Annotated in this window: 19 protein-coding genes, 1 riboswitch and 1 other annotated feature; of the genes, 1 reads left to right on the top strand and 18 read right to left on the bottom strand. The window is 48.5% G+C overall.

Going from position 1 to position 17,726, the window contains the following annotated elements:
* Positions 1 to 81: 81 nt before the first annotated feature.
* From TRNA_RS28535 to TRNA_RS28480, 12 genes are all read right to left on the bottom strand, one after another.
* Entirely contained in the window at positions 82 to 1,329 is a 1,248-nt protein-coding gene (locus TRNA_RS28535) for a glutamate-5-semialdehyde dehydrogenase (RefSeq protein WP_003180990.1), read from the bottom strand.
* Between the two features lie 12 nt (positions 1,330 to 1,341).
* Positions 1,342 to 2,439, bottom strand: a complete 1,098-nt coding sequence (gene proB / locus TRNA_RS28530; RefSeq protein WP_003180987.1) for a glutamate 5-kinase — start codon at positions 2,437 to 2,439, stop codon at positions 1,342 to 1,344.
* 62 nt (positions 2,440 to 2,501) lie between these two features.
* Positions 2,502 to 2,722 (bottom strand) — a binding site (T-box leader).
* Positions 2,723 to 2,777: 55 nt separating this feature from the next.
* Positions 2,778 to 3,680 (bottom strand): formyltetrahydrofolate deformylase, encoded by a 903-nt coding sequence (purU, locus tag TRNA_RS28525; RefSeq protein ID WP_003180984.1) that lies wholly within the window; start codon positions 3,678 to 3,680, stop codon positions 2,778 to 2,780.
* A gap of 104 nt (positions 3,681 to 3,784) precedes the next feature.
* Positions 3,785 to 4,099, bottom strand: a complete 315-nt coding sequence (locus tag TRNA_RS28520; RefSeq protein WP_003180981.1) for a DMT family transporter — start codon at positions 4,097 to 4,099, stop codon at positions 3,785 to 3,787.
* Positions 4,099 to 4,428: a DMT family transporter gene (locus tag TRNA_RS28515; protein WP_003180979.1), complete on the bottom strand. Its 330-nt coding sequence runs from the start codon at positions 4,426 to 4,428 to the stop codon at positions 4,099 to 4,101. Before TRNA_RS28515 ends, TRNA_RS28520 begins: the two co-directional genes overlap by 1 nt.
* A gap of 60 nt (positions 4,429 to 4,488) precedes the next feature.
* Positions 4,489 to 4,591, bottom strand: a riboswitch (guanidine-I (ykkC/yxkD leader).
* A 46-nt stretch (positions 4,592 to 4,637) separates the two neighbouring features.
* Positions 4,638 to 5,159 (bottom strand): DinB family protein, encoded by a 522-nt coding sequence (locus TRNA_RS28510; RefSeq protein ID WP_003180977.1) that lies wholly within the window; start codon positions 5,157 to 5,159, stop codon positions 4,638 to 4,640.
* Between the two features lie 4 nt (positions 5,160 to 5,163).
* Positions 5,164 to 5,664 (bottom strand): small multi-drug export protein, encoded by a 501-nt coding sequence (locus TRNA_RS28505; RefSeq protein ID WP_009328688.1) that lies wholly within the window; start codon positions 5,662 to 5,664, stop codon positions 5,164 to 5,166.
* Between the two features lie 92 nt (positions 5,665 to 5,756).
* Positions 5,757 to 6,506: a DUF1129 domain-containing protein gene (locus tag TRNA_RS28500; RefSeq protein WP_009328689.1), complete on the bottom strand. Its 750-nt coding sequence runs from the start codon at positions 6,504 to 6,506 to the stop codon at positions 5,757 to 5,759.
* Positions 6,507 to 6,510: 4 nt separating this feature from the next.
* Positions 6,511 to 6,843, bottom strand: coding sequence for a PadR family transcriptional regulator (locus TRNA_RS28495; protein ID WP_003180971.1), 333 nt, complete (start codon positions 6,841 to 6,843; stop codon positions 6,511 to 6,513).
* 119 nt (positions 6,844 to 6,962) lie between these two features.
* A complete protein-coding gene (locus tag TRNA_RS28490) occupies positions 6,963 to 8,270 on the bottom strand; it encodes a pectate lyase family protein (protein WP_009328690.1) in 1,308 nt (435 codons plus the stop codon).
* 209 nt (positions 8,271 to 8,479) lie between these two features.
* The gene (locus TRNA_RS28485) at positions 8,480 to 9,214 is read right to left on the bottom strand and encodes a DUF421 domain-containing protein (protein ID WP_009328691.1); all 735 of its coding nucleotides are present in this window, start codon (positions 9,212 to 9,214) and stop codon (positions 8,480 to 8,482) included.
* 119 nt (positions 9,215 to 9,333) lie between these two features.
* The gene (locus TRNA_RS28480; RefSeq protein WP_011197830.1) at positions 9,334 to 9,852 is read right to left on the bottom strand and encodes an acyl-CoA thioesterase; all 519 of its coding nucleotides are present in this window, start codon (positions 9,850 to 9,852) and stop codon (positions 9,334 to 9,336) included.
* 190 nt (positions 9,853 to 10,042) lie between these two features.
* Here TRNA_RS28480 and TRNA_RS28475 point away from each other — a divergent pair, with 190 nt between their 5' ends.
* On the top strand, positions 10,043 to 10,930 hold the full coding sequence (locus TRNA_RS28475; RefSeq protein WP_009328693.1) for a dimethylarginine dimethylaminohydrolase family protein: 888 nt from the start codon (positions 10,043 to 10,045) through the stop codon (positions 10,928 to 10,930).
* Between the two features lie 93 nt (positions 10,931 to 11,023).
* Here TRNA_RS28475 and TRNA_RS28470 read toward each other — a convergent pair whose 3' ends face one another.
* The 6 genes from TRNA_RS28470 to TRNA_RS28445 all read right to left on the bottom strand — a co-directional run bounded on the left by TRNA_RS28470 (position 11,024) and on the right by TRNA_RS28445 (position 17,719).
* Entirely contained in the window at positions 11,024 to 12,037 is a 1,014-nt protein-coding gene (locus TRNA_RS28470; protein ID WP_009328694.1) for an ABC transporter ATP-binding protein, read from the bottom strand.
* A gap of 19 nt (positions 12,038 to 12,056) precedes the next feature.
* The gene (locus tag TRNA_RS28465; RefSeq protein ID WP_009328695.1) at positions 12,057 to 12,944 is read right to left on the bottom strand and encodes a C40 family peptidase; all 888 of its coding nucleotides are present in this window, start codon (positions 12,942 to 12,944) and stop codon (positions 12,057 to 12,059) included.
* The gene (locus TRNA_RS28460) at positions 12,941 to 14,038 is read right to left on the bottom strand and encodes a mandelate racemase/muconate lactonizing enzyme family protein (RefSeq protein ID WP_009328696.1); all 1,098 of its coding nucleotides are present in this window, start codon (positions 14,036 to 14,038) and stop codon (positions 12,941 to 12,943) included. The genes TRNA_RS28465 and TRNA_RS28460 overlap by 4 nt, the downstream gene beginning before the upstream one ends.
* A gap of 17 nt (positions 14,039 to 14,055) precedes the next feature.
* A complete protein-coding gene (locus TRNA_RS28455; protein ID WP_009328697.1) occupies positions 14,056 to 14,988 on the bottom strand; it encodes a S66 peptidase family protein in 933 nt (310 codons plus the stop codon).
* Positions 14,989 to 15,061: 73 nt separating this feature from the next.
* Entirely contained in the window at positions 15,062 to 16,687 is a 1,626-nt protein-coding gene (locus TRNA_RS28450) for a peptide ABC transporter substrate-binding protein (RefSeq protein ID WP_009328698.1), read from the bottom strand.
* Between the two features lie 33 nt (positions 16,688 to 16,720).
* On the bottom strand, positions 16,721 to 17,719 hold the full coding sequence (locus TRNA_RS28445; protein WP_009328699.1) for an ABC transporter ATP-binding protein: 999 nt from the start codon (positions 17,717 to 17,719) through the stop codon (positions 16,721 to 16,723).
* Positions 17,720 to 17,726 lie beyond the last annotated feature (7 nt).

Raw genomic sequence — 17,726 nt, 5'->3', positions numbered from 1 at the left:
GAACAATTTAATTTTATAAAATTAAAAGTGATAACACAACAAAAAACATCCTGTCTTCATTCGAGACAGGATGCCACACTTTCATATCCGGATTTGTCCGTTTCCTTTAATGATATATTTAGAAGAAGTCAGCGCTTTAAGGCCCATCGGCCCCCGTGCGTGAAGCTTTTGCGTGCTGATGCCGATTTCGGCGCCGTAGCCGAATTCAAAGCCGTCTGTAAAACGTGTTGAAGCATTGTGGTAAACAGCTGCAGCGTCAACAGACGTTAAGAAATACCGGGCGTTTTCCTGATTTTCAGTCAGAATCGCTTCCGAATGACGTGTGCCGTACTGTCTGATGTGCCGGATGGCTTCATCGATTCCGGCAACGGTTTTGATGCTGACAACCGGCGCAAGAAACTCGGTTCCCCAGTCGGTCTCGCGAGCTGGAACCGCAGAAGGCAGCATCGTGCATACGGCTTCGTCTCCCCTGATTTCAACGCCCGCTTCTTCAAGCTTTTGAAGAAGCGCTTTCGTATGCTCTTCCGCCCAGCCTTTATGGATGAGCACCGTTTCAATCGCATTGCAGACAGAAGGGCGCTGCGTTTTGGCATTGATTACAACCTGCTCAGCCATGTCTGGCTGAGCCGATTCATCAATGAATATGTGGCAGTTCCCCGCGCCTGTTTCAAGCACAGGCACTGTGGATTCCCGCACCACCATATCGATGAGGTTTTTCCCTCCTCTCGGGATGAGCACATCCAAGCCGTCGTTTAAAGTGAACAGCTGTTTTGCCGTTTCTTTGCTTGTATCTTCAATGAGCTGAACGGCATCCTCTGGAAGCGCCGAGCGTTCGAGCGCTTCCCTGATCACGCGGACGAGCGCTTTATTGCTGTTGATGGCTGACGAACTGCCCCGCAGGATGACGGCATTTCCCGTTTTCAAACAAAGGGTTGCGGCGTCGACCGTTACATTCGGACGAGCCTCATAGATCATTCCGACGACTCCGAGCGGGACCCTGACATTTTCAATGAAAAGCCCGTTGTCTTTGCGGATCGTTTCAAGCGTTTCCCCCACAGGGTCTTCAAGCTTTGTGAGCAGCATGACGGCGTCTGCTATATCATTCAGCCTCTCCGGCGTTAAGGCAAGGCGGTCAAGCAGCGCAGGCGAAAAGCCTTTTTCTTTGCCGCGGACGATATCTTTCTCGTTTTCTGCCAATATCTCATCCTGCTTAAAGCGGATGGCCTCGGCGATAAAGGAAAGCGCCTCATTTTTCCTTTCAGTCGGCTGATGAACCAGTTCTTCCTTTGCGACTTTGGCCTTTTTTGCTTTTTCAATCACTTCGCTCATTCTTTCATCCCCTTATTCTTTAATGCTTACCCAATCATTTCGATGGATGACTTCTATCCCTTCTTCATGATGGAACTCATCGCTTCGCTTCCCTTTTACCTCTTCAAGCTCTGCGGCGGAGTACAGCGTTTGGCCTTTCCCGGCCAAGCCGTTCGGTCCGTAAACTTCGACAACCGCCCCTTTCGGAAAATCTCCGGATATCGCTGTTACGCCGGCCGGCAGCAGGCTCCCGCCGTTTTCGGTAATCGCCAGCTCAGCCCCTTCATCAACGGTAATCTTCCCTGAAACAGGTGAATGAAAGGCGATCCACTGCCTATGATTGTTGACGGAAGACAGGTCGGATTGGCCGATATAGGTGCCGTCCCCGTTTCCTTTTAAAATCTGGATCAGCTTATCATCTCCCTCTCCGGCGCCTATGAAAACATTGACGCCGAGTGAAAGAGCGGTTTTTGCCGCCAAAAGCTTCGACTTCATCCCGCCCGTCCCGACTTTTGATCCGGCGGAAGCGGCGCAGCCCAAAAGTTCGTCCGTAATTTCGGGAATGTAATCAAAACGGCGGGCATCGGGATGTTCAGCCGGATTCGAGTCATAGAGGCCGTTAATATCCGTTAAAATGATGAGTTTGTCGGCATGAATCAGTCCGCTTACAAGGGCGGAAAGCATGTCGTTGTCCCCAAACGTCAATTCTTCAACAGATACCGAATCATTTTCATTAATAATCGGGACAAGCCCCCGTTCAATCAGTTCCATAACGGTCGCATATGCATTTCGATAGCGCTCCCGTTTGGCAAAATCGTTTCTCGTCAATAAGATCTGCGCAGGCTTGATATCGTGGTCTGCAAAATGCTCGATGTATGTTTGCATTAACAAGCTCTGGCCGACGGCCGCTGCAGCCTGTTTTCCCTTTAGCGTCACAGGCCTTGCGGGATAGCCGAGCTGTAAAAATCCCGCAGCGACAGCCCCCGACGAAATGAAGATGACTTCATGGCCTTCTTTTTTCAGAGCAGCTATCGCCCGAACATGGTCATTGATCTTCTCCTCATCGATGCTGCCCTTCGAGTTGGTTAATGAACTGCTTCCGATTTTAATGACAATCCGTTGTTTTTTCACGTTTTTTCCCTCCGAGATGATCTGGCAGAAGGCCAATAAAAAAAGCCCTTTTCGTCCAAGTAAAAAAGGACGAAAAGAGCTTTCCGCGGTACCACCTTCATTGAATGCGCGAGAAAATAAAGCGCACTCCTCTTTCCCCTTTAACGCCAGGGTATGCGCCCAGGTTTTCCCCCTGGGACTCCGAGGCAGGTTCGGCAGGTTTCATGTGGTGAAATGTTTCAGCATGCCATTTCACTCTCTTTCACAGAAAGAACTGCTTACTGGCCCTCTTCAACGCTCGTGATTTTTTATTATTATGCCTAGGAAAAACGCCTCTGTCAAGAGGCAGATCAAACAATTTAATTAAAGACGATCGTCTTGTTTCCATGCACGATAATCCGGTCTTCCAAGTGCCATTTGACCGCTCTTGCCAAAACGCTTCTCTCAATCGTTCGGCCGATGTTTTTCAATGCTTCCACATTGTCTCTGTGGTCGACCCGTTCGATATCCTGTTCGATGATCGGCCCTTCATCCAATTCGTTTGTCACATAATGCGATGTTGCTCCGATCAGTTTAACGCCTCTTTCATATGCCCGTTTATACGGATTCGCCCCGATAAAAGCCGGCAGGAAGGAGTGGTGAATATTTATGATTTTGTTCGGATGAGCCGAGACAAAATCAGGCGTTAAAATCTGCATATATCGGGCGAGAACGATGACATCCGCACGATACTCTTCAAGCCATTTCAGCTGCTGTTTTTCCACTTCCTGACGAATGTCTTTGTTCGCTTTCATGTAAAGGAACGGAATATTCAGGGATTCAACAGTTTCTCTTGCATCTTCATGATTGCTGATAACCGCTGCAATCTCCGCCATCAAATTGCCGCTCTGCCATTCCCATAGCAGTTCATGCAGGCAGTGAAGCTCTTTTGAAACGAAGATAGCGACGCGTTTCAGTTCGCTCGCCAAATTCATGCTCCACGTCATTTGGAAGGACTCCGCCACAGAGGCGAATGCCGCTTTCATCTGTTCGATCTTTTCGCGGATGCCTTGAACTTCAAACTCAATCCGCAGAAAGAACCGGCCTCCTTCAGGGTCTGTCGTATACTGGTTCGATTCAATAATATTCGCACCGTTCTCAAATAAAAATGAAGAAACGGCGGCGACGATTCCAGGCTGATCCGGACAGCTGACCAGAAGGCGGGCCTTATCGTTATTGATTTCCTGATATTGCGATAACTGCTGTTTCATATATGCGTTCATTTTCGTAAAAACCCTCTTTGCTTGTAATTCGTAAACTATCTTTTCATTATACTGGAGTTTATTGAAAAATCAATTTACGAACGCCTATTTGCATCAACCCGACTCTAGCTAATAAGTTTCAGCCCGACGGCAGATCCCAAAATGAGCGCGATGAAAAAGATGCGTTTTCCGTCTTTCGGCTCTCCGTAAAACAGGATGCCGACAAGCGCACCTCCGACCGTGCCGATCCCTGTCCACACTGCGTACGCGGTTCCCATCGGCAGCGTCTCCATCGCAAGGGAAAGCAAGAAAAAAGAAGCGGCAAACCCGATGATCAACAAAAAGATCCATCTCACCCGCTTGTCTTTATGAAACTGGTTCATCATCGTCACGCCAAGCATTTCCAGTATACCGGCGGCGATGAGGCAGATCCATTCCATTATGACGCCTCCCCTTTCTCTTCATTTGTTACAAGCTTCAAACCGATCACGCCGCATAGCAAAACACCGATCAGAGCAAGCTTGGCGATATTTGCCGGCTCATTGAACAAGGCGATTTCGCAGACGACCGTTCCCGCCGTCCCGAGACCGGTAAATACGGCATACACGGTTCCGACCGGCAGCTTCTCCCCCGCTTTCACCAGTATATAGAAGCTCATCACGACGGCGGCCGCCGTGCAGATCCATTCAAGTGCCGAATCGGCGTGTTTCAGCCCCATGACCCAGCCAATTTCAAACAAGGCTGCAAGTATGACACTGCCCCATCTCATCACAATCCCTCCAATTTCATTTTCAGCAAAAGAAAAAACCCGGGCTATCGATGGAAACGATACTCCCGGGCTTTTATCCCTCCGTGTGCATATGAACAAATCATATGTGTTTTCTCTCGGACCAGGCCACATACGAATGTGCGGAACCCTAGAAAACTTTAACGTTATGAAGTTTGCTAATTAGCATCATACCAAATCATACGAAAAAATCAACTGTTTTGCATGCGGAACTCTTTTAAGCAAGCCTGAATATGCGCCTGGTGATAGCGGTTATGATCAGACATATGCCAGATCCCCCAGCGGATCGTCGAAAACCCTCCCTCATACGGAACCTTCTTCAGCAAGTCTTTTTCCGAAAAGCCTTTAGCGGTGTGTTTCAACATCTCCAGCACCTCTTCATGCCACTCGATTAACACGGTCAAAGGGACGCCTGTCACCTCCGGCAAACGTCCGTTTTCATCCGTCATCGGTCCGTATTTCTCTTCCAGCTCTCTTGGAATTTCGCTTTCCTTCAGCCTGTAAACCCAGCGGACATCGACATTGATTAAATGATAGATCAGCTGGGCGATGCTGTTTTTGTCGCCATGCTCACCCTTATATTCCAGCTCTTCCCGGCTGATGCCGGAGACGATTGATTTCAGCCGTTCGATGTTTTCATTGACCGCCGAAAAAAGCAGCCCGACTGTCGGCGCCATCTCTTCATCTGGAGATAAATCTTTCAAAAACGGCATATCTTCACTCCTCCTGTTTAAAGATATTTTTCAGCAGCCCTTCATTTTCAGGAGCGAGGAAACTGAAACCATAGTAGGCAGCGACAGCCGACGCCGTTGTCCATACTGCGAGACTCCCCGTCATCCACAGCGCCGTTTGTCTGCGCTTGGCCCCAAAGCCCATGCACATAAACGCGGTTAAGTGGGAGCCGATAAAGAAAGGCCCGACGAAAGAAAGGCCCGGAATGCCGTAGGTCAGCCATATTTTTTTCGCCCTGCTTTTCCTTTTTGAGAACTTATCCGTCTCCGCTCTCCGCTCCCCGCGTCTTCTTTCTAGCCATACCTTCACTTTGTCAATTAAAAAAATAAGCAGCAGTACGGTTAATAGATTTCCGAATAGCGCGATAATAGCGGACGGAACAGGTTTAAGCCCGGCAATGATCGCTAGCGGCACGACACCGATCACTTCAAACCACGGAATCGCAGCCAAAATAAAGACGAGTACATAGCCCCACATCATATCCATATATCGGCCACCTTTCATGCTCTGATCATAAACGTTGTGATCGCCAAAAGGCAAGAGTCTTCACCTTAAAAAATATAATGCTCTTCTGTATTTCATTCATATTGAGCCGTATTTCTGGCACGCTTTGTTTCAATAAACATGACGAGAAGCAGCCCGATATAGGGAATATAAGTTTCTGCCATCATGGCTCCTGCTGAATCCCAGTTCATATACTGAAACAAAAAATGCGTTCCGGCTAAAAGCAGCGGCAATATGGACAAGGCTCCGGCTTTCAACCTGAAAGACAAACATACGATCACAAGAAACGACAGGGCCATAATCAGCCAGCGGCTTCCCCCATCAAACGAAAAAACCGGTGTCCCGAATTGCCGGTCAATAAAAATAATGGCCAAAATCGGAAAAAACGTCAAAGCGGCGTACACCATCGTATACATGAAGGCCGTATTCTTCCCTTTAAATGCTGTAATCCGGCCCAAAAGCGGCAACATAGCCGCTGCCAGCAAAATATAAAGCGGATAGCCTGCCAGCGTATAGACAGAATAATCGAGGCTGTCGTTCACGGCGTCGCTGAATATAAAATAGGATATTGCGCCGATTAAAATGGCAAAGAACAACTTGGCGATCTCCCCTGGCCTTGATGAAAGCTCTTTTGACAGCGCTTGAACATATGACTTGGGAGAATCCCCAAAAATTTGCCGGACGGTTTTTCCGTCCTTTTCTCCTTCCCAGGCATGAACGGTTAGCTCATTCATGATTCCTTCGATTTCTTTGTCGCTTTTTCCTGAAGACATTAAGTAGATTCTCATCTCGTCCAATACGTTTTGCATGTCCTTTGATAGCACAGTTTCACTTCTCCTTCAGTTTTTTTTCGAGCAGTGCATTGACGTTCCCGGATAATGCTTTCCAACGGTCGATGAACGATTGAAGCTCCGCTTCTCCAAGGGGTGTAAGTCTGTAATATTTTCTCTTCGGGCCGCTCGCCGACCGTTTTAGTTCGGTCTCCACCCATTTTTCCTTTTGCATGCGGAGGAGAATCGGATAGATGCTTCCTTCGCTGATATCCGAAAAACCGTATCCCGCAAGCACCTTTGTCATTTCATAGCCGTATATCTCCCCTTCTGATATAACGGCAAGCAGACATCCTTCTAAAATCCCTTTCAGCATTTGCGTTGAACTCATAAGCCACCTCTTTTATGTATCTTGCAATACAAGATACACGAATGATAACATACACTATTTTGCATTGCAAGATACCTGAACAAAAAAGCGGACATCATCTGCATGTCCGCTTTGCTTGATTACTTCAGTTTTCCTGCGCCTGCGTGCGCTTCAACGATTGCCGGCACATCTTCTGCGTCGTCGATTTTTTCAAACAGCGTCGGCTTCCAGCCGGCCGATTTTTTAATAGACGCATTGTTTGCTTTGTTGTATGTGCTGACAACATCAATTTTTGCGACGCTTTTTTGGTTGTTTACGATCGTATCTTTTTCATATAAAGCGTCACCTTTAAAGACCTTCATCAGTTTTTGAGGCTTCGTTCCTTCCGGCAGGTCAAAGTAGTTGTCCTCAGCATAAATTTTTGAAGAATAGCCTACGCCCCATGAATAATTGTAGCTGTCTTTCGTGCTTTTAAAATAGTTGTTGTAAATGTGCACTTTTCCGTAGCGGACGCGCGGTGCCCGCTCTTTTATATTTTCGTAGAGATTGTGGTGGAATGTCACCCTTAAATGCCCGTTGTCTGCTTTGTAGCTGTCGCTTGATCCGATAATCGTGTTTTTAGAATGTCCTGAAAATATGCTGTATGACACCGTAATGAAATCCGACTGCTTTTTGATATCAAGCAGTCCGTCGTGATGCTGGAATTCGCGCCCGAAATGCGTTTCAGTCAGCTCATCAGGCTGATCTCCGTCATTGAATGAGCAGTGGTCGATCCAAATATTTTTGGACATTTCGATCAGCAGGTTGTCATATTCTGAATTCCAGTTACCGCTGCTCCCATCCGTCGGATCCCAGCCAGGGAAGAAATCGTACGCGTTTTCGAATTCGATATTGCGGATAATGACGTTTTCCGCGTTTTTGACATAAAGGCCTCCGCCGACGATTTTCGCATCATCTCCGAGCCCGATAATCGTTGTGTTCGAACCGACTCTGATCAAGACCCGTTCCTTTTGATTATCTTTCGAGCGGAGCCTTGCCTCTTCAAGCTTTCCTGTCGGCTCCTTTTTCCCCCATTTCTTCGGATCATAAGCTTTGAGATACGCTTCGATCGAATATTCGGGGTCTTTATAATCTTCATAGCCTAAAGGATTGTTGTCATCATCAACACTAAGATTGATTGTTCCCTTCACATAGATGATCTTCGGCGTATCATTTTCGCTGTTCTTTTTATTGTCTCCCCCTAATGCCTCAACAAGCTGCTTGCGGTTTTTGACCGTATATACCTGATCAGAAGAAGCGTCAGCGCCTCCGGTCGTTCCTTTTCCATAAGCGCCCCAGCCGTCTTTTGAGCCGAGGACGTCGCGTCCGTAGTCTGCCGCTTCGATTGGCGCAGATGTCCCGAGCAGCAGCAGGGCGCCTAAAATTATTACACTAAAAAACCTTTTCATCAATTGCACCTACCATCAAAATTTTTTCACAAAAACTAATATATGCTATAAAAATACAGAAAACAACATATTTTCCTCCTATTTTTTGTGACACCATTTTCAAATTTTATGACAAATGCCCTGTTCATTTTTATCAACGAATAAAAAAACAGACTCTTAATATTTTTCTGAAATAGCAGGAAATAAAAAAATCGCCTATTCGGCGAAAATTAATGGTCTTGCCCCGGTTTATAGAGATACGGGTCATGGGTTAACGGGCTGCCGGGATCTTCCGTATCAATTATAATTTCATTTTTTTCGTTCAAGGTGCCGAGCGTAATGGTTGGCAGCATCGCTTGCTCAATCCCTTTATCCTCTAATTTTTGAAACAGCCATTCTTTCGTTTTTTTCAAGTATTTTAAATTGTGTTCGATAATTTCGCCGTCTAAAATGAGCGGAATCGGCACGAAATTCCGCTTCGTCTCCAAGTTGAGGTCCCGCGGCTGTACAGGCCTTGCTTCCGATTTGGGAATCACGCTGATCTGGCCCGATTCTTCAATCAGGGCGAGGTCGATATCTTTTGGGTCGGCATAGCCTTTTTCGCGCAATTTGCCGAGCAGTTCATTGACAGTCAGCCGCTCTCTTTTTAATCCTCCTTTATCAATATTGCCGTTTCGGATCAGCACGGTCGGACTGACGACAAGAAACCATCGCCATTTATTGTGTAATGACAGCTTTTCAATCAACAAATAGAAGATCAGAAAGGTAAGCGCGTAATAAATGGACATTGAAATTTTAGAAGTAAGAATCGGTTCGCTGATGATCGTTCCAATCGCAAATGTCAGCAAAAGGTCGAAGTTCGTCATTTGCGAAACGGCTTTCTTCCCTGCGATTCGGAAAAGAATATAAGCTATAGAGAACACTAAAGCAGGCTTGGCTAAAAAAGTCCATACAAATTCAAGCATTTCACCCAAAACTTCTTTCCGTTTTTTGTAATTTATTTTGAACAAATATTGGGTAGTGTATTCATTGCACAGCAAAACCCCGGCAAACTGATGCTTGAGCCGGGGTTTTGTTCGTATGTTTACCAAGGTTTGTCAACAGCCAGCGCCTGGGCCAGCGCTTTGCTGTGTTTGCGATGGTTTTTCCGTTCTTCGGCGCGCTGCCGGGCGGTCTCGTGCAGCATGATTTCTTCTTCAGACTGCGGTACAACTTGGGGAACGGCCTGAGGATTGCCGTCCTGATCAAGCGCCACAAAGGTTAAAAAGGATGTCGCCGCAAGCTTTCGTTCGCCTGTCAGCAAATGCTCTTTAATGACTTTGACGAATACCTCCATTGACGTTCTGCCGACCCATGTCACATAAGATTCAAGGCAGACTGAATCCTCCTGGCGGATCGGTTCGAGAAAATCGACGGAATCCATTGAAGCTGTCACGGTTTCACACCTCGAGTGTCTCGCTGCCGAAATCGAAGCGATATCGTCGATATAGCTCATCAGCTTGCCGCCGAACAAGGTGTTGTGATTGTTCGTATCAAGCGGAAATACCCTGCTTGTTTTGACAACTTTTGATTCTTTGCAGTATCTCTTTTCAGGTCCATTCATCATCCATTACTCCTTTGATGTCTACTAAGATGCGTTTGTAAAGTGGATTTTTTCTATATTAAACACTATTAGAATTCATTTGTCTAAACTTTTTTATCCGGCTGACTGTCAGATTTTCTGGCTAAAAGGTTTATTTCCCGCTGCGGGTAGGGAATAATGAAATGACTAAAGAGAGGACGGGGGAATCAAAATGGACTCAGCATTATCGAAAAAAAACCGCGGGGCGGGCTGTACAAGCGAATACGACGTCTTAAAAAAAGTGGTGTTATGCAGACCGGAGTATATGGAGATTGCAGAAGTGATCAATGAAACACAGAAGTATTTTCAAAAGGATAATATCGATAAAACGCTGGCCGTCCGCCAGCATAATACATTGATAAAAGAATTGGAGAGCCGGGGTATTGAAGTCGTGATTCTGCCTGCTTTAAGCCAATTTCCGGAACAGGTTTTCACGCGCGATATCGGGTTTACGATCGGAGGCACTGTGTTTTCCGCGCAGCTTTCAGCCGACATCCGCCAGGGCGAAGAAAATGTCCTGCAGGAATGGCTGGCAAAAGAACAAATCTCCTGGACCGCATTTAATGAAGGCTATCAAATCGAAGGCGGCGACATCCTCGTCGACCAAAATACCATATATGCCGGCATCAGCCACAGAACGACGTTCTCGGCCGTCCAAGAGCTGAAGCGCAGGCTTCCCTCTTATGAAGTCATACCGGTTCCGTTTGAAGAAACGTTCCTTCATCTGGATTGCGTCTTCAACATTCTTTCGCCGACAGAAGCGCTTGTCTATCCAAAAGCCTTAGGAGAAAGAGAATACGACGTCTTGAAAAAGCGCTATGAGATGATCGAAATTACGGATGATGAACAGTTCCAACTCGGTACAAACGTTCTGTCCATCGGCAATAAAACCGTGATCAGCCTGCCTGTTAACCGCCACGTGAATCAGGAGCTCAGAAAAAGGGGCTATACGGTCATCGAAATCGACTTATCCGAGATCATAAAATCAGGCGGATCATTCAGATGCTGTACTCTGCCGATTGAGCGTACTTCCACTGAATGTTACAAAGGCGGCGCCTGATCCTTATTCCATTTCGAATCGGCGACTTAACAAATGTGGAAAAGCTGCCGGCACGCTGAGGAGCCCTGTAAATAGGGCTCCTTTTTTCTATAATCACCTCGCCTGCAGCGTCACCTTCAAGCCGGCCTCCTCTTTCCTTGCGTCTCCGTCATACAGATGGCAGGCGACAAAATGACCGTCGTCGGCTTCTTTTAACATCGGCTTTTTGGCGGCGCAAATGTCCATCGCGGCAGGACACCTCGTTCTGAAAACGCAGCCGCTCGGCGGATCGATCGGACTTGGCAGCTCGCCTTTCAGTATGATTCGTCTCCGCTTGTCTTCCACATCCGGATCGGGAATCGGGATAGCTGATAAAAGCGCCTGGGTGTAAGGATGCAGAGGTTCTTGATAAAGCCGGCCGCTGTCGGTGATCTCGACCATGTGCCCGAGATACATGACGCCGATCCGGTCGCTGATGTGCTTCACCATGGAAAGATCGTGGGCGATAAATAAAAACGTGAGCCCTTTTTCCTTTTGCAGCTTTTTTAAAAGGTTGACGACCTGCGCTTGCACGGAGACGTCAAGTGCCGATATCGGCTCATCGGCGACGATGAATTCAGGTTCAAGCGCAAGCGCTCTGGCGATGCCGATTCTTTGCCTCTGTCCGCCGCTGAATTCATGAGGATAGCGATTGGCAAAGCTTTTGTGCAGACCGACTGCTTCCAGAAGCTCGTCCGCCTTTTCAAGACGCGCCTTTTTCCCTCCGTAGAGGCCGTGGATTTCCATAGGTTCTGTCATAATCTCCCTGACGGTTAACCTCGGATTTAATGAAGCATACGGGTCTTGAAAAATCATTTGAATTTTGCGGTTGTACTGGAATGATTCATCATCGCTCAAATGGTGGATGTTTTTCCCCCGATATGTAACCTCGCCTTCTGTCGGCTGATAAAGACGCATCAGCACTCTTCCGGATGTCGACTTGCCGCAGCCCGATTCTCCGACGAGCCCGAACGTCTCTCCTTCTTTAATATCAAATGAAATGCCGTCGACCGCTTTGACCGTTTTGCCCCTTCCGGCGTCAAAGTGCATTTTCAGACGGCTGACTTTCAATAAAGCGCCGGTTTGCATGCCAATCCCCCCGTTTTATTTAAAAATAGCGCCTGATGGCACACAGCTCTTTTTCATAAATTGTACCTTTAAGAGATATGACCTCGATCGATTTGCCCGTTTTTGGAGAGTGAAGCATCTCTCCGTTTCCGCAGTAAATGCCGACGTGGTGAACCCGTCCTCTGCCTTCTTCATATGCGAAAAACAGTAAATCGCCCCGCTTCGGGCTGCTGAAGGATACCTCTTTTCCGCCTTTCGCCTGGTCGCCGGCATCGCGCGGCGCGGAGCGGCCGTTCGCCTTCAGCATATTGAAGACAAATCCTGAGCAGTCGTAGCCAAACCCGCTCATCCCTCCCCAAAGATAGGGCAGGTTCAAAAACGCCTGACCGGTTTGAACGATATCGTCTCCGCTGCCTTTTACAGGTGTTTCGAGATCCGCATCTTCTTTTTTCAGCCATTTGCGGCCAAGCGGTGTATCGACCTCAAACCAGACGCCGCCGGAAGACAAGACGGGCAGCTTGGTGAGAAAGCTCAGCTCAATAACTTTCGTTTTCTTGTCATCATATAAGAAAGCCGTCGGTTTTTGAATAACGGCGCTTGTCTCAGACTTCGCCGGGCTTTTTTCGACCAGGCAGTCCTTTGGAATCCAGCCCGGGTAGCCGCGTTTGTCTTTTGCAGACGGCTGTCCCGGAATGATGACGAACGCCCAGTCTCCCCGCTCCTTTATAAGTTGGACATCTTCGCCGAAAAGCACTTGCGTTTGAACAAGGTTTGCCGTACATAGCTCAAGGCGCTCCTCGTAGGACAATTCGTCAAGCCAGCTTCTCACATGTACAGGGTTTGACAGCATCATCCGGTCAATTGTGCGCGGCGCTTCCGGACTGGTCCAGACATTGGCGACTGAGACGGCTGTCGTATAAAGGCTCATTTGTCCTCTCCCCCCTCATGGCAGACTTTCGTGATTCCGAGTCCGGGAGCATCCGGTATCGTGATCGTTCCTGCATGATAGCGGATGCCGCCTTCAACGATATCCTCCTTCAGCATGAGCGGCGCATCAAAATCGAATTTTGTCACATTTTTCTGGCTTGCTGCGAAGTGGACGGCCGCTGTGATGCCGAGCCTTGTCTCGATCATGCTTCCGGCCATGCATTCCACTCCGCACGCTTCTGCCATGGCGTTGATTTTCAGCGCCTGGCGGATGCCGCCTGCCTTCATCAGTTTAATATTGATGAGATCGGCGCTTCTCGTTTTCAGCACGTGAAAAGCATCCCTTGGGGTAAACACGCTTTCGTCCGCCATAATCGGCGTATCGACGGCATCTGTCACCTGTTTCAAGCCTTCGAGATCGAGCCGGTGGACCGGCTGTTCGACAAGCTCGATCGAAAGCCCCTCATCCTCCATTTTCCGAATGGCTTTGACCGCCTGTTTCGCCGTCCAGCCTTGATTGGCGTCCACGCGGATTCGGACAGCGGGACCCGCTTGTTTGCGGATTTCCCTGATCCGTTCGAGGTCTGTTGCCATGTCGTTTTTTCCAACCTTAATTTTGAGCGTGCGAAACCCTTCCTGTACATAGCGGGCCGCGTCTTTCCCCATTTCTTCCGGGTCATTGACGCTGACGGTAAAATCCGTCTCGATCTCCCGTCTGTATCCGCCCAGCAATTGATACAGGGGAAGACCGCAAAGCTGCGCCAAGCAATCGTAGACGGCTGTTTCTACAGCGGCCTTTGCGCTTGTATTTCCAACAATCAGCTTGTCGATATCATGAAATATCGCCTCAGCCATTCGCAAGTTGCACCCGGTGAGGGCGGGTGCGAGAATCGTGTTGACTGCCCCCTCAATACTGTCAAGCGTCTCACCGGTAATAACAGCAGTCGGAGGCGCTTCTCCCCAGCCTGTCATCCCGTTTTCAGCCGTTACTTTGACAATGACGGCTTCTGCGGTGCGGACGGTTCGAAGCGCTGTTTTAAAAGGTTTTTTCAGCGGAACGGCGATGCGGTTTGTCGTAATCTCGGCAATCTTCATGGCGGCCTCCTTTCCCATTAAGAAATTCCCGGTTCGATGGTGAGCCGTTTTTTGCCGGCGTCAAGGACGGCTTTCACTCCTACCGGTACGGCGATATTCGGTGAACAATGGCCGATTTTAAAGCCGGACAGCGCCGGTTTTCCTTCAGAGGCGATATAATCTTGGAAAACCTCTTTTAATGTGAGCGACTTATCGCGTTTTTTCGGGATGCAGTTATGAAAATCGCACAGCAGGATGCCGGCGGCGTCCGATAATTTCCCGGCCATTTTTAATTGATTCAGCATCCGGTCGATTCGATAAGGCTCTTCATCGACATCCTCGATAAACAAAAGCTTTCCTTTCGTATCAATTTCATAAGGCGTACCTAGCGTCGTCACCAGAAGAGCGAGGTTTCCGCCGACGAGCTCCCCTTCCGCCGCGCCGTGTACGAGCGTTTCCAAAGGCGACAGTTCCTCTGTATAAGAGAGCGTCATTTTTTGAAACAGCTGCTGAAAGGAGCGGCGGGTAAGCGGATGCACGTCATCTTTGCCGATGTCAGAACTGAGCATCGGTCCGTGAAATGTAATAAGTCCGGTATTTTGCCTGATCGCTGTATGTAAAAAAGTGATATCTGAATAGCCCCAAAAAATTTTCGGGCGGCTTTTGATGAGCCGGTAGTCAATTTTCCCGGCAATCCGTGCCGTTCCGTAACCTCCGCAGGCACAGATGACAGCCTTAACCGAACGGTCTTCAAACATGTCGTGCAGATCCCCCAGACGCTCTTCATCGCTCCCCGCCAAATAGCCGTGTCTTTCGGCGGCTGAGCGTCCCACTTTGACTTCAAGTCCAAGCTCTTTTAAAAACCGGACGGCCCGGTCAAGCTTTTCAGGAACGGGCGGACTGGCCGGCGCAATCACACCAACCGTATCTCCCTTCATTAATCTTTGAGGCGCAATATTCAACAGAGACATCCCCCTTTATGAAAAGTCCGTCCGCTCCTGTGCGGCAGTATGCACAAAGAAAATAGCAGACGGACAATTTTGGTCATGACGTTTTTTCGGCCCATTTCAGTTCAATGTAGCCGACAGGATGACGGACGATGCCTTTCACATTCTCCTTTTCCAAATGGACTTGATTATAGAAGTGGATCGGTATGATCGGCATCCCTTCAAACAGCAGTTCTTCAGCCTGATGCAGCAGCTCAGTGCGCTTTTCTTCATCAGCTTCATTTTTCGCCGCCTTGATCAGCTCGTCATACTCTGAATTGCCCCAGCCGGTTCTGTTCATTGCGTTACCCGTTTGAAAGCTTTCCAGGAAGTTGATAGGATCCGCATAATCAGCCAGAAAAGAGCTTTGGGAAAACTGGAACTTGAGCGCCTTCTGTTCTTCAAGGAATGTGTTCCATTCCATATTGGCGAGCTTCACATCGACGCCGAGCGTACTTTTCAGTTTTTGCTGAACCGCTTCCGCCATTTTTTTATGCTCCGGTTTTGTGCTGTATGTCAAGGTAACGGCGGGCAGCTTTTCGTAGTTTTCCTCCTTCATGCCTTTTTCGAGCAGCTGTTTCGCTTCATCGGCGTTATATTTGAGCAAATCGCCGCCTTCCTCGCGAAAATCCTTGCCGTTCGGCCCTTTGATTCCCGGAGACACAAATCCGCGTGCCGGTTTTTCACCGTTTTTCGTGACGTAATCGACGATTTCCTGCTGATCGACGGCCATCGCAAACGCTTTTCTGATTTTTTCATTCTGGAACGGCTCTTTATTGACATTGAACCTGTAAAAATAAAGACCCGCCTGATCAAACACCTTCACCTCATCAGAGCCCATCAGCTTCTCGCTCATTTCAGCCGGGACATAAGCCGTATCAAGTTCATTCGACTCGAACATTTGGTAGTCGGTATTTCGGTCATCGACCATCGCCCATGTCACTTTATCAAGCTTCACAGTATCCCGGTCCCAATACGTATCGCTCTTTACCATCGTAAAGCTTTCATCGTGCTTCCATTCTGCCAGCTTAAACGGACCGTTGCCGACGAATGTGGCTGCTTCTTCATGCCATTTCGGATTGTCTTCGGCGATTTTCTGAGGAACCGGGAAAAAGGCCGGATTGGCTACAATGCTTAAAAACGACTGCTGCGGACTTTCAAGCGTCACCTTAAGCGTCTTTTCATCCACCGCTTTGACTTTGACATCATCTTTTGAACCTTTTCCGCTGTTAAAGGCCTCACCGCCTTCGATAAAGTAGCCTAAAAACGCGGCAGAGGAGCCCGTTTTCGGATCGAGCAGACGCTTCCACGCATATTCAAAATCCCCGGCGGTTAAAGGGTCTCCGTTTGACCATTTGGCATCATCACGGATTGTAAAAGTATATGTCTTCCCGTCGTCGGAAATGTTCCACTTTTCGGCGGACGCCGCTTCGGGCTCATGGTCTGCGCCAAGTCTTGTCAAACCTTCCATCAGATTGTTCAGCGCCTGCCATGAGACATTATTAAAGCCGATCGGCGGATCAAAAGATGTCGGTTCATTTTCGTTGTTCAGCCTCAGAACCTGTTCTCCAGCCGTTTCTTTCGCTTTCTTCTTCGTTTCCTGCCCCGCCTGTTCATTTGCCGTACATCCGAACAGCAGGATGACCGCAAATGCGGAAGCCAACACGCTCGTCAGCCTTTTCATCAAATCCCCCCATTTGAAAAATCGATTTTATGATTATGTTGTCAGCAGAGCCCTTTTTGCCCTTTCATCCTGAAGCCAGCAGCACACTCGATGACCCGCCGAGACTTCTGTAACGGCAGGATGGATTTTGCCGCACACTTCCATTGCGCGGGAACAGCGCGCCGTAAACGGACATCCTTCAGGCGGAGAAAACAAATCCGGCGGTGTTCCGTCAATCGGAACGAGGTCTGCATCTTCAAGGTCAAGCCTCGGAACGGAGTGCAGCAAGCCTTTTGTATACGGGTGCTGCGGACGGTAAAAAATATCCCTCCTCGCTCCCGTTTCAGCTATTTTCCCTGCGTACATCACGGCGATTCTGTCTGCCGTCTGTGCGACTACGCCCAAATCATGGGTGATTAAAATGATGGATACCCCGGTTTTCCGCTGAATGTCTTTAAAAAGCTCAAGAATTTGCGCCTGAATGGTGACATCAAGCGCGGTCGTCGGTTCATCCGCAATCAAAATCTCCGGTTCGCAGATGAGCGCCATGGCGATTACGATCCGCTGCCTCATCCCTCCGCTGAATTGGTGCGGATACTGCCTCAAACGCTCTTTCGGATTCGGGATCCCGACGAGCTCAAGCATCGAAATGACTGCTTTTCGAGCGTCTGTTTTAGACACGGGCCGATGTTCCAACAGCGCTTCTGCCAGCTGGTCTCCGACGGTCAAGGTCGGATTCAGGGCCGTCATCGGATCCTGGAAGATCATTGAGATTTCGGCTCCTCTGATCTTTCTCATCTCTTTTTCGGACAGGTGGCGCAAGTCTTTTCCCTTAAAGCGGATCGCACCGTCTGTGACCGTTGCCGAAAACTTCGGCAAAAGCCGCATGATGCTTTGCGATGTCACGCTTTTTCCGCATCCCGACTCGCCGACAATCGCAAACGTCTCCCCCTCATATAACTCAAAGCTCACGCCGCGGACGGCTTTGACCGTTCCGCCGTATGTCGTAAATGAAACATGCAAATTCTCGACTTCCAATACTTTTTTCCGCAAAAATACA

The organism is Bacillus licheniformis DSM 13 = ATCC 14580, from assembly GCF_000011645.1.
GTDB classification, from domain to species: domain Bacteria; phylum Bacillota; class Bacilli; order Bacillales; family Bacillaceae; genus Bacillus; species Bacillus licheniformis.
This window is presented reverse-complemented; position numbering and strand designations above follow the sequence as displayed.

What these genes read in the sequence shown, in the direction of transcription:
- purU (WP_003180984.1), bottom strand. Translation starts at nt 3,680, where the DNA reads ATGAACGCATATATGAAACAGCAGTTATCGCAATATCAGGAAATCAAT.
- TRNA_RS28480 (WP_011197830.1), bottom strand. Translation starts at nt 9,852, where the DNA reads ATGAATGGACCTGAAAAGAGATACTGCAAAGAATCAAAAGTTGTCAAA.
- TRNA_RS28515 (WP_003180979.1), bottom strand. Translation starts at nt 4,428, where the DNA reads ATGAGATGGGGCAGTGTCATACTTGCAGCCTTGTTTGAAATTGGCTGG.
- TRNA_RS28535 (WP_003180990.1), bottom strand. Translation starts at nt 1,329, where the DNA reads ATGAGCGAAGTGATTGAAAAAGCAAAAAAGGCCAAAGTCGCAAAGGAA.
- TRNA_RS28490 (WP_009328690.1), bottom strand. Translation starts at nt 8,270, where the DNA reads ATGAAAAGGTTTTTTAGTGTAATAATTTTAGGCGCCCTGCTGCTGCTC.
- TRNA_RS28485 (WP_009328691.1), bottom strand. Translation starts at nt 9,214, where the DNA reads ATGCTTGAATTTGTATGGACTTTTTTAGCCAAGCCTGCTTTAGTGTTC.
- TRNA_RS28495 (WP_003180971.1), bottom strand. Translation starts at nt 6,843, where the DNA reads ATGAGTTCAACGCAAATGCTGAAAGGGATTTTAGAAGGATGTCTGCTT.
- TRNA_RS28510 (WP_003180977.1), bottom strand. Translation starts at nt 5,159, where the DNA reads ATGCCGTTTTTGAAAGATTTATCTCCAGATGAAGAGATGGCGCCGACA.
- TRNA_RS28455 (WP_009328697.1), bottom strand. Translation starts at nt 14,988, where the DNA reads ATGTCTCTGTTGAATATTGCGCCTCAAAGATTAATGAAGGGAGATACG.
- TRNA_RS28475 (WP_009328693.1), top strand. Translation starts at nt 10,043, where the DNA reads ATGGACTCAGCATTATCGAAAAAAAACCGCGGGGCGGGCTGTACAAGC.
- TRNA_RS28450 (WP_009328698.1), bottom strand. Translation starts at nt 16,687, where the DNA reads ATGAAAAGGCTGACGAGCGTGTTGGCTTCCGCATTTGCGGTCATCCTG.
- TRNA_RS28520 (WP_003180981.1), bottom strand. Translation starts at nt 4,099, where the DNA reads ATGGAATGGATCTGCCTCATCGCCGCCGGTATACTGGAAATGCTTGGC.
- TRNA_RS28465 (WP_009328695.1), bottom strand. Translation starts at nt 12,944, where the DNA reads ATGAGCCTTTATACGACAGCCGTCTCAGTCGCCAATGTCTGGACCAGT.
- TRNA_RS28460 (WP_009328696.1), bottom strand. Translation starts at nt 14,038, where the DNA reads ATGAAGATTGCCGAGATTACGACAAACCGCATCGCCGTTCCGCTGAAA.
- TRNA_RS28505 (WP_009328688.1), bottom strand. Translation starts at nt 5,664, where the DNA reads ATGGATATGATGTGGGGCTATGTACTCGTCTTTATTTTGGCTGCGATT.
- TRNA_RS28470 (WP_009328694.1), bottom strand. Translation starts at nt 12,037, where the DNA reads ATGCAAACCGGCGCTTTATTGAAAGTCAGCCGTCTGAAAATGCACTTT.